Genomic DNA, 9,985 nt, shown 5'->3' with positions numbered 1-9,985 from the left:
TGGCACAGGCCGTGCGTGAACGGACCAGCGAGCTGGCGGTGCTGAAGACCATCGGCTTCTCCAGCCACAGCGTGCTCTACATGGTGCTGGCGGAGAGCATCTTGCTGCTGGTGATAGGCGGCGTGCTGGGGCTGGGCCTGGCGGGCGTGATCGTGCCGATCGTGGCCAAGGGCAGCGGCGGCATGCTTAACCTTCCCCCGGTGGGCTCGCAGACGTGGCTGCTCGGCCTCGTGCTGATGGTGGTGATCGGCGCGATCGTCGGTGCCTTGCCCGCCCTGCGCGCCATGCGCCTCAACATTGTCGACGCCCTGGCAGGGCGCTGAGGAACGGCCATGAAGACCTTCAAGAAGTTCCTTGGCGGCGTGTTGCTGCTTGCGATCATCGCGCTGTTCCTGGTCGTGTGGACCATGCTGCCGTGGCAGGGCGTCGTCGTGCTGGCGATCCTGCTGGCCGTATGGATGGTCGCGACGCGGCGTGGCCGGCAGACCTGGCAGGTGACCCGGGTGGGTCTTTCCACGGTGACCCAGCGGCTCGGTTCCTCGTCCGTTGTGGTCGTCGGTATCGCCGGGGTGGTCGGCGTGCTCGTGGCGATGCTGGCGATGAGCGAAGGCTTTGCACAGACCTTGCGCGCGTCGGGTAACGACCACACCGCCATCGTCCTGCGCGGCGGCTCGCAAGCCGAGCTCAATTCCATCCTCGATCGCGACAGCGCGAACGTCGTGATGCAGGCGCCGGGCGTGAAGAAGGGGCCGGAAGGGCGGCCGATCGCCTCGGGCGAACTCGTCGTCGTGGCGAACCTGCCGCGCAAGGGCGATCCGAACAGCGACTCCAACGTACCTATCCGCGGTGTAAGCGATGATGTGTGGGCGCTGCGCGAGAACGTGAAGATCATCGAGGGACGGCGCTTCAAGCCGGGCCTGCGCGAACTGATCGTCGGCAAGGGCGCGAAGGGCCAGTTCGAAGGCCTGGATGTCGGCAAGTCCATCCGCCTGGCCGGGCAGACCTGGACCGTGGTTGGTGAGTTCGAATCGAACGATGCGCTCGAATCCGAGCTGTGGGGCGATACGCAAAGCGTCGCCTCGGCCTACCGGCGCGGCAGCAGCGTGCAGTCGGTCACCGTGCTGCTGGATTCGCCAAAGGCCCTCGATGCGTTCAAGGCGAGCCTGGCCGCCGATCCACGGTTGAAGGTAGACGTCTCCACCACCGAGGCGTATTTCAGCAAGCAGTCGGAGGCGCTGACGAAGACCTTGCGCATCATCGGCATCACGGTGGGCCTGATCATGGCGATCGGTGCCGTGTTCGGCGCGCTCAACACCATGTTCGCCGCGATCCAGGCACGGGCCCGCGAGATCGCGACCTTGCGTGCGATCGGCTTCCGCGGCGTGCCGGTGGTGGTGTCGGTGCTTCTTGAAACGATGCTGCTGGCGTTGCTGGGTGGCGCGATTGGTGCAGGGATCGCATGGCTCATCTTCAACAACTACTCGGCATCGACGTTGGGCGCGAACTTCAGCCAGGTCGTCTTCCAGTTCCGCGTGGGGCCGACCCTGTTGTGGACCGGCCTGAAGTGGGCGCTGGCGATCGGCTTCATCGGCGGCCTGTTCCCCGCGCTGCGCGCCGCGCGCTTGCCGGTGACCACGGCGTTGCGCGAACTCTGATGGCTCATGGCGGTGCCGGCGTACTGTCGCCGGCATCGCCCGCCGGCTCCTTGCAGAGATGGGCATGGAGCAACCAGTTGCCGCCGCGATCTACGCACGCATCGTAGTCGGCGAAGTCGTTCAATGGCGCGGCGAACGTGGTGTCGTCATCGCGGAACGGCTGGCATGAAGCCAGCGCGGCGATGGCCAGGCAAAGCAGGGTGGCAAGGCGCGCGCCGCAAAGGCGCAGGCGTCGCGAGCGGCGGAGATGGGCTAGGCCATCCATGGATATCTCCAGCAGATGCGGCTGGAGAGACTAGGTGGCGGTCGGCGGGCCCGACCATCCGATTATTCTGAAAATGCGCCTGCCATACCGCGGAGTGCGACGGCCGTCACATTCCGGCGCTTGCGCATCACGCCTTGCGCTGGCGCATCAGCGTGATGATGCCGACGCCCACCAGGATGATCGCCATGCCGCCGAGATCGAACGGGCCGACATGCTCGCCGGCAAGCGCGACGCCAAACAGCACGGCCACCGGCGGGTTGACGTAGGCATAGCTGGTCGCGAGTGCGGGGCGCACGGTTTTCAGCACGTAGAGGTAAGCGCTGAATGCGATGAGCGAACCGAACACGACGAGGTAAAGCAGGGCGGCCGTTGCCGATGCCTGCGGGTGCGCCGGGAGGCGCTCGCCGTGCAGCAGGGCGATGATGCCCAGCGCGACGCTGGCGCAGAGCATCTGCGCGGCTACGTTCATCGGCCCCTTCGGCATGTCCTGCCGCTTCGACCACACCGAGCCGAACGCCCACGACGAGGCGGCCACGATGAGCGCGATGGCGCCGAGCGGCGAACCGGAAAGGCCCGCGCCGAGGTTCAGGACGATGACGCCAGCGAAGCCCAGGAGGAGGCCGACGGTTTCACCGCGCGATGGCCACTCGCCGTAAAAGCCACCGAACACGGCGGCGAACAGCGGCATGCTGGCGACGGCCACCGCGGCGATGCCTGAGCTCACCGACTGCTCGGCGTAGCAGACCAGGCCGTTGCCGCCGGCGAGCAGGAGGGTGCCGACGATGGCGGCATTGCGCCACTGCCGGCGCGTGGGCAGCGCCGCGCCACGCACGCGCAGCACGGCGAACAGCAGCACGCCCGCGATCGCGAAGCGCAGGGCGGCCAGCAGGAACGGCGGGTAGCTCACCAGCGCGTAGCGGATGCCCAGGTAGGTGGAGCCCCAGATCACATACAGCGCGAACAGCGAAAGCGGTACGAGCCAGCGTGACTCGGTGGCGGCGGGCGTGGCGGAACAGGCGGCGTCAGACATGGCGTGGGGCAAACCGGGGCAGGGTGCGCCACAACCGGCGTGACGCGAAAGCGGAAAGATATCGCCGCCGCGTGACGGGTGGTAGCGAAACCTTCGCGGGTCAGGCTTGAGCCGCGTTCACCGCGCGCTCGCTTGCCAGTAGCTGGCGCTTGATTTCCAGGCCCCAGCGCCAGCCACCCAGGCTGCCATCCTCGCGGATGATCCGGTGGCACGGCACCAGCAGCGCGAGCTTGTTGCTGCCACAGGCGCGGCCGATCGCGCGGGCCGCCTTCGGCACGCCCAGCTTCGCGGCCAGCTCGCCATAGCTCAGGGTTTCGCCGCGCGGGATGCGGGTGAGCGCCTCCCAAACCCGCCACTGGAACGCCGTGGCGGCTACGTCGAGGGGCGGCATGGCCGGCGCGTCGCGATCGCTCCAGCCCAGTTCGTGCGCCACGCGGGCGATCACCGCATCCAGCCATTCCTCGCGGCCGGCATCGACGCGCTGCCGCGTGGCCTGGGGGAATTCGGTGGCCAGGCGTGCTTCCAGCTCGGCATCGTCTGCGCCCAGGGTGACGGAGCAGATGCCGCGCGCGGTGGTCGCCACCAGCAACTGGCCCAGCGGCGTCGCGGTCGTCGTAAAGCGGATATCGGCCCCGGCGCCGCCCGCGCGGTAGCTAGCCGGGGTCATGCCGAGCCGGCGGTCGCTTTCCTCGTAGACCCGGCTGCCCGAGCCGAACCCGGCGTCGTAGACGGCGTCGGTCACCGCGGCACCGCCGCGCAGCGCCTGGCGGAGCTGGCCAAAGCGGCGCGCACGGGCATATTCCGCAGGGCTCACGCCGTAGCGGCGGCGAAACACCCGCTGCAGGTGGGTGGGGCTGAGCCCGGCGATGGCGGCGAGGCTGGCGAGGTCCGCCGGTGCCTCGTCCTCTTCGAGGGCGAGACGCACGCGTTCCAGGGCATCGTCGGTGCTTTGCATGGCGAGGGCGGGACGGTTCATGGTGGCCTCCTTCATGGGAGACCAGCGTAGGCGGGCAGGCTCCGGCGGACTATCCGAAGCTTGCGGTGCGCGGCTCGTTTCGCGAACGGCTTAGTGGTGGTGTACCGGCCGGCTCTGCTGGATCACCACGAACTCGCCTTCGAGGACGTTGGGATCGTTCGGGCGGGATGCAGCCTGGGGCTGCGGCGTGGGCGCGCCGTTGGCACGGGCGGTCGCGAGCTTCCACTGGCGCACGGCGAAGAACACGAGGCCGCCGGCCACCAGTACGCCGAGCACGACCACGCCGAACACGAGCAGCACGCCCAGCACGGCCACGCCTGCCAACAGGGACAGGGCACGGACCAGCGGGTTACGCGAGCGGCGAATGGGCGGAAAGACGAAGCGCATTGGTTAAAAATCCGTATGGCACAATGACATGCGTGTGAGCCTCTTTACCTTGGGGCATCCGACCCTCATAGACAAGTGCCATGACTACCACTGCCGACACCGCCCCCCTCTGCCAGCTCGATGACATCCCCGATGGCAACGCCATCGAAGTGGAGGCGACGGTGGCTGGCGACACCGAGTCCCTGCTGGTCTACCGCGACGGGGACCAGGTCAGCGCCTTCTATAACGTGTGCCCCCATGCCGGCCGCCGGCTGGATTACGCCCCCGGCCGCTTCCTGGTCCGCAACGGCCTGATCATCTGCGCCGCCCACGGGGCGACCTTCACGGCCGGGGATGGGCACTGCCAGAGCGGTCCTTGCAAGGGTGATCGCCTACGTGCGGTGTCGGTGGCGGTCACGGACGGAACCGTCCACCTGGCCTGAGAAAATTCTGTGGGTTGGCTCAGCGGTACATCAGGTTGATGGTCACCAGGGTGACCACCAGCATCACGATCGTGAGCGGGATGCCCGCGCGGAGGAAGTCCTTCGCCCGATAGCCGCCGGGGCCGGCCACCATCATCAGTGCCGGGTGGCCCGAGGAGAGCAGGAAGGTGTTCGACGAGGACACGGCGACGATCAGCGCATAGGCCGAGGGGTTGCCGCCGGTGGTGACCGCCACGCTGATCGCGATCGGCACCATCATGACCGTGGCGCCCACGTTCGACATCACCTGGGAGAACAACAGGGTCAGCACGGCGATCGAGAGCTGCAGGGTCCACTGCGGCGCGTGGCCCAGCACCGCGAGTACTTCCTGGGCGATCCAGCTGGCCGTGCCGGTGGAATCCATCGACCAGCCCAGCGGGATCAGGCAGGCGGTCACGAAGATGGTCTTCCAGTTGATGGCCTTATAGGCCTCGTCCATGTTCAGCACGCCGGTCAGCAGCATGCCGACCGCGCCGGTCATCATCGCCACCGAGAGATCGAGGTGGGTGAACAGCGCCAGGCACTTGGCCAGCACGAAGAAGCCCACGGCTTGCCAGATCTTGCCGGGCCGCTGTTCTTCCTTCGGGATATCGGTGACGACCACGATGTCGCGGTCTTCCTCGGCCAGCATGAGGTCGCGCCACTTGCTGTGCAGCACGAGCGTATCGCCGGCGCGCAGGGTTACGGCCCGCACATCCTCGCGGAAGACCTCATCGCCGCGGTTCACCGCCAGCACGGAGATGCCGAAGCGCTTGCGCAGACGCAGCTCGCCCACGCTCTGCTTGATGAAGCGCGAGCTGGGCGGCACCACGGCCTCGGAAATACCGGCGCGGGTGGTGTTGAACTGCTCGCCCAACTGGCGCATGCGCCACGACACGCGGCACAGCTGGTTATTGGCGAACGCGTTGATGGCGTCCTTCGGAGCCAGCACACCCAGCACCGTGCCCACCCAGATCATCTGGTCCGAGGGCGGGGCCACGCGGCTCTCGTTGCCGTTCTTCATCGCCAGGATCAGCGGGGCGCCATGCAGCTGTTCCACCTCGCCGATGCTCATGCCGACCAGCGGGCTTTCCGCCGTGACGGTGAGCTCCGCGGTTTCACCGGCGATGCCATAGGTATCGGCGAAGTAGCTCTCGGTGCGGCCCGGGGTCACCTTCAGGCGCTCGTCCTCGCGCTCCGGCAGCAGCTTGCGCGAGAACAGCCAGAAGAACGCGATGCCGAGCAGCGCGAGGATCAGGCCGACCGGCGTGACGCTGAAAAGGCCGAACTTCGGGATGGTGTGGGCGCCCGGGGGCAGGTTGCTGTTGGCGCTGGCGATCAGGTCGTTGAGGACGATCAGCGGCGAGTTCGCGATCAGCGTGGTGTTGGTCGCAGTCAGGATGCAGAAGGCCATGGGCAGCAGCAGCCGCGACATGGGCACGCCCGTGCGCGCGGACAGGCGCGAGGTGACCGGGATCATCAGGGCCGCGAGCGCCTGGCTCGGGATCACCGCGCTGAACAGGCTGGTGACGCTGTTCACCACCACGCCCAGGCGCGACTCCATGCCACGCGCCATGCGCATGACGAAGGAAGCGGTGAGGTTGAGCACGCCGGCGCGGTCCAGGCCCGCGCCCATGATCATGATGGCGATGATCGCGATGACGGCGTTACCGGCGAAGCCGTTGAACACCTGTTCGCCAGGGATCAGCCCGGTCAGGCCGATGGTGACCACCACCAGCAGTGCCACCATGTCCGCCCGGATCCACTCCAGCACGAGCATGAGCATGGTGAAGCCCACCAGGCCCAGCACGAGGATCATTTCAGGCGTGAGTGTGAGTGCCACTAGCCGGCAGTCCCGTTCCGGTCGATGGGGGCATGCGGTGGCATTGGCTCGCCAGGCTGCTGTCGATGGCGGACGAGTATACGCGCTGGGGGTGGCTCCCGGCTGAAGCAAGCGCGTATTTCTACGCAACGACCCCACTCAACGTAGGAGCCCACCTTGTGGGCGACATCTTTCGCGAAAACGCCACAGGGCCGCGTGGGTCTTTCGCGAACGGCGTCGCCCACAGGGTGGGCTCCTACCGGAGGCGTGTGATCAGCGGCTCAGGTTCGAAACCGCCAGGTCCACGATGCTATCGCCACGGCCGCTCATCACCGCCTTCAGCGCATACAGGCTGAAGCCCTTGACCTGCTCGCCGCTGATCTTCGGCGGGATGGCAAGCTCGAGCCGGTTGCTGACCACGTCGAGCAGGGCGGGCCCCTCGTGCGAGAGCACCTCGGCGATCGCCGAGGGCAGGTCCGAGGCCCTCGCCACGCGGCGGCCGTGGATGCCCATGGCATTCGCCATCGCGGCGAAATCGGGGTTCCGCAGCTCCACGCCGGTCTCGACCAGGCCCGCGGCCTTCATCTCGAGTTCCACGAAGCCCAGCGTGCCGTTGTTGAGCACGATGATCTTCACCGGCAGCTTCTCCTGCGCCAGGGTGATGAAGTCGCCCATCAGCATGGCGAAGCCGCCATCGCCCGACAGCGAGATCACCTGGCGCCCGGGATAAGCAGCCTGGATGCCGATGGCCTGGGGCATCGCGTTGGCCATGGAGCCATGCACGAACGAGCCGACCAGGCGGCGCTTGCCATTCATCTTGAGGTAGCGCGCCGCCCAGACGGTGGGCGTGCCCACGTCGCAGGTGAATACCGCATCGTCCTCGGCCAGCTCACTGACCAGCCGCGAGACCTGCTGCGGGTGGATGAGTTCATGGCCAGGCTTGATCTCGGCCAGCTCATCCAGGCCGTCGCGGGCACGGGCGTAGTGGGCCAGGCAGCGATCGAGGTGGCCGCGCACGCGCTTGGGCTCGATGCGCGGGAGCAGGGCCCTCAGCGTCTCGCCGACATCACCCACCACGCCCAGGTCGACCCGGCAGCGGCGGCCGATGTTGCCCGGGCGGATATCCACCTGGGCGATCTTCGCCTCCTCCGGATAGAACTGGCGGTAGGGAAAGTCGGTGCCCAGCATGAGCAGCGTGTCGCAGTCCTCCATCGCGTGGTAGCCGGAGCTGAAGCCGATGAGGCCGGTCATGCCCACGTCGAAGGGATTGTCGTATTCCACGAACTCCTTGCCGCCCAGTGCGTGGACGATCGGCGATTTCAGCGCGTCGGCCAGGGCGATCAGTTCATCGTGCGCGCCCGCGGTGCCGCGGCCGCAGAGCAGGGTGACGCGCTTGCCCGCGTTGAGCAGGGCGGCGAGCGCATCGAGCTCACGTTCGGCGGGGATCACCTTCGGTGACGGTGGCAGGAGGCCGGCCGCGGGCGTAACCTGCTTCACCACCGCCTTGCGCATCGCCACGTCGCCCGGGATCACCACCACGGCGACGCCACGCTGGCCCACCGCGGCACGGATCGCCGAATCGAGCACATGCGGCATCTGCGCGGGGTCGGAGACCATCTCGCAGTACACGCTGCACTCGCGGAATAGTTCGGTGGGGTGGGTTTCCTGAAAGTAACCGCTGCCGATTTCGGCGCTGGGGATGTGCGCGGCGATCGCCAGCACCGGCGTGCGCGTGCGCTGGCAATCGAACAGGCCGTTGATCAGGTGCAGGTTGCCCGGGCCGCAACTGCCCGCGCAGACCGCGAGCTGTCCGGTGAGCTGGGCCTCGCCGCCGGCCGCGAAGGCGGCGGCTTCTTCGTGGCGCACATGGATCCAGTCGATGCGCTGGCGCTCGCGCAGGGAATCCGTGATGGCGTTGAGGCTATCGCCGACCAAGCCGTAGATGCGGCGTACGCCGGCCTGTTCCAGGGTTTCCGCGAACAGGTCGGCCAGGGTGGAGATGGACATGCGGGGCTCCGTGGGGACGAGAGAGCCCAAGTGTGCCCATTTCAGGGTCTACGGCTTGTCTAACCGTGCCATTCGTAAAGGAAATCCCAGACACCATGGCCAAGACGCAGGCCACGGCGTTCGAAATGGGTCTCGATGCGCCAGTCGGGACGCTCGGCGGTGGCGCCCGGCCCCACGCGATTACGCCAGCCCGGCGCGGCTTCCATCACTTCGCGCATGTGCTCGGCATAGGCCTCCCAATCGGTGGCCAGGTGCAGCAGCCCGCCCGGGGCCATGCGTGAAGCGAGCAGGGCCACGAAAGCCGGCTGCACGATGCGGCGTTTGTTGTGGCGCTTCTTGTGCCATGGATCCGGGAACCAGATGCGCACTTCGGAAAGGCTGCCCGGCGGGATCTCGTTTTCCAGCACTTCCACGGCATCGTGCTTGTAGATGCGCACGTTGCCGGCATCGCGCGCGGCCAGCGCATTCATCAGGCGGCCGACGCCAGGGCCATGCACTTCCACGCCAATGTAGTCGCGAGCGAGGTCATGCTCTGACGCCCATGCGAGCGCCTCGCCGTTACCGAAGCCGATTTCCAGCACGCGCGGTGCCTCGCGGCCAAACGTGGCGCCGAGGTCGCGGGTTACACCGGTGTAATCGAGGCCGAAGCGCGCCCAGTGGTCGTCGAACGCGCGCTGCTGCGCCGGGGTCATCCGGCCTTCGCGCAGCACGAAGCTGCGGATGCGGCGCTGGAACGGGCCTTCGCCCGTGGTTTCGTCGTCGTGGCTCATGCTCAACCCACCAGTCCTTCCACGGGGCTCGACGCCGAAGCGAAGCGCTTGCGCGGGATACGGCCCGCGCGGAACGCGGCACGTCCGGCTTCCACGGCCAGCTTCATCGCATGGGCCATCAGTACGGGGTTCTTCGCGCCCGCGATCGCGGTATTCATCAGCACGCCATCGCAGCCCAGCTCCATCGCGATCGATGCATCCGAAGCCGTGCCGACGCCCGCATCGACGATCACGGGGACCTTCGCGTTCTCGATGATCTCGAGCAGGTTGTAGCGGTTCTGGATGCCCAGGCCCGAACCGATCGGCGCGGCCAGCGGCATGATCGCGGCGCAGCCGATCTCTTCAAGCCGGCGTGCCAGGATCGGATCGTCGGAGGTGTAGACCATGACGTCGAAGCCATCGGCGACGAGCTTCTCCGCGGCGACGAGTGTCTGCACCACATCCGGGTAGAGCGTGCGCTCATCGCCGAGCACTTCCAGCTTCACCAGGTTGTGCCCGTCGAGCAGCTCGCGCGCGAGGCGGCAGGTGCGCACGGCATCGTCCGCGGTGTAGCAGCCGGCCGTGTTGGGCAGCAGGGTGAAGCGATCGGGCGGCAGCGCATCCAGCAGGTTGGGCTGGCTGGCGTCCTGGCCG

Annotated in this window: 11 protein-coding genes; 3 read left to right on the top strand and 8 right to left on the bottom strand. The window is 67.5% G+C overall.

The window, feature by feature from the left end:
- On the top strand, window positions 1-323 hold a 323-nt coding region (locus ACTHLF_RS00915), incomplete at its 5' end, for an FtsX-like permease family protein (RefSeq protein WP_440324014.1).
- A 9-nt stretch (window positions 324-332) separates the two neighbouring features.
- A complete protein-coding gene (locus ACTHLF_RS00910; RefSeq protein WP_440324012.1) occupies window positions 333-1,655 on the top strand; it encodes an ABC transporter permease in 1,323 nt (440 codons plus the stop codon).
- A gap of 4 nt (window positions 1,656-1,659) precedes the next feature.
- On the opposite strand, the gene ACTHLF_RS00905 is transcribed toward ACTHLF_RS00910, so the two are convergent.
- The 4 genes from ACTHLF_RS00905 to ACTHLF_RS00890 all read right to left on the bottom strand — a co-directional run bounded on the left by ACTHLF_RS00905 (window position 1,660) and on the right by ACTHLF_RS00890 (window position 4,313).
- Entirely contained in the window at window positions 1,660-1,920 is a 261-nt protein-coding gene (locus ACTHLF_RS00905) for a hypothetical protein (RefSeq protein ID WP_440324010.1), read from the bottom strand.
- A gap of 127 nt (window positions 1,921-2,047) precedes the next feature.
- Complete coding sequence (gene yedA, locus ACTHLF_RS00900) at window positions 2,048-2,950, bottom strand: drug/metabolite exporter YedA (RefSeq protein WP_440324009.1); 903 nt, start codon at window positions 2,948-2,950, stop codon at window positions 2,048-2,050.
- A 100-nt stretch (window positions 2,951-3,050) separates the two neighbouring features.
- Window positions 3,051-3,926 (bottom strand): methylated-DNA--[protein]-cysteine S-methyltransferase, encoded by an 876-nt coding sequence (locus ACTHLF_RS00895; protein ID WP_440324007.1) that lies wholly within the window; start codon window positions 3,924-3,926, stop codon window positions 3,051-3,053.
- Window positions 3,927-4,016: 90 nt separating this feature from the next.
- Entirely contained in the window at window positions 4,017-4,313 is a 297-nt protein-coding gene (locus ACTHLF_RS00890; RefSeq protein ID WP_440324005.1) for a hypothetical protein, read from the bottom strand.
- An 80-nt stretch (window positions 4,314-4,393) separates the two neighbouring features.
- On the opposite strand from ACTHLF_RS00890, the gene ACTHLF_RS00885 reads away from it, so the two are divergent.
- On the top strand, window positions 4,394-4,735 hold the full coding sequence (locus ACTHLF_RS00885) for a Rieske (2Fe-2S) protein (protein ID WP_440324003.1): 342 nt from the start codon (window positions 4,394-4,396) through the stop codon (window positions 4,733-4,735).
- 19 nt (window positions 4,736-4,754) lie between these two features.
- Here ACTHLF_RS00885 and ACTHLF_RS00880 read toward each other — a convergent pair whose 3' ends face one another.
- From ACTHLF_RS00880 to ACTHLF_RS00865, 4 genes are all read right to left on the bottom strand, one after another.
- Entirely contained in the window at window positions 4,755-6,572 is a 1,818-nt protein-coding gene (locus tag ACTHLF_RS00880; RefSeq protein WP_440324017.1) for an SLC13 family permease, read from the bottom strand.
- Window positions 6,573-6,848: 276 nt separating this feature from the next.
- Window positions 6,849-8,567 carry a ubiquinone-dependent pyruvate dehydrogenase gene (gene poxB / locus ACTHLF_RS00875; RefSeq protein WP_440324015.1) on the bottom strand — a complete coding sequence of 573 codons (1,719 nt, stop codon included), beginning with the start codon at window positions 8,565-8,567 and terminating at the stop codon, window positions 6,849-6,851.
- Between the two features lie 74 nt (window positions 8,568-8,641).
- Window positions 8,642-9,352: a tRNA (guanosine(46)-N7)-methyltransferase TrmB gene (gene trmB / locus ACTHLF_RS00870; RefSeq protein WP_440324002.1), complete on the bottom strand. Its 711-nt coding sequence runs from the start codon at window positions 9,350-9,352 to the stop codon at window positions 8,642-8,644.
- Window positions 9,353-9,354: 2 nt separating this feature from the next.
- A partial coding sequence (locus tag ACTHLF_RS00865) for a thiazole synthase (protein WP_440324001.1) occupies window positions 9,355-9,985 on the bottom strand: 631 nt, incomplete at its 5' end.

This window comes from Luteibacter sp. (assembly GCF_051958795.1).
In the GTDB taxonomy this organism is placed as follows: Bacteria; Pseudomonadota; Gammaproteobacteria; order Xanthomonadales; family Rhodanobacteraceae; genus Luteibacter.
This window is presented reverse-complemented; position numbering and strand designations above follow the sequence as displayed.

Bases quoted from the DNA above. Each gene is read 5' to 3' on its own strand.
- ACTHLF_RS00885 (WP_440324003.1), top strand. From the start codon at position 4,394: ATGACTACCACTGCCGACACCGCCCCCCTCTGCCAGCTCGATGACATC.
- ACTHLF_RS00905 (WP_440324010.1), bottom strand. From the start codon at position 1,920: ATGGATGGCCTAGCCCATCTCCGCCGCTCGCGACGCCTGCGCCTTTGC.
- ACTHLF_RS00895 (WP_440324007.1), bottom strand. From the start codon at position 3,926: ATGAACCGTCCCGCCCTCGCCATGCAAAGCACCGACGATGCCCTGGAA.
- ACTHLF_RS00890 (WP_440324005.1), bottom strand. From the start codon at position 4,313: ATGCGCTTCGTCTTTCCGCCCATTCGCCGCTCGCGTAACCCGCTGGTC.
- yedA (WP_440324009.1), bottom strand. From the start codon at position 2,950: ATGTCTGACGCCGCCTGTTCCGCCACGCCCGCCGCCACCGAGTCACGC.
- trmB (WP_440324002.1), bottom strand. From the start codon at position 9,352: ATGAGCCACGACGACGAAACCACGGGCGAAGGCCCGTTCCAGCGCCGC.
- ACTHLF_RS00910 (WP_440324012.1), top strand. From the start codon at position 333: ATGAAGACCTTCAAGAAGTTCCTTGGCGGCGTGTTGCTGCTTGCGATC.
- ACTHLF_RS00880 (WP_440324017.1), bottom strand. From the start codon at position 6,572: ATGATCCTCGTGCTGGGCCTGGTGGGCTTCACCATGCTCATGCTCGTG.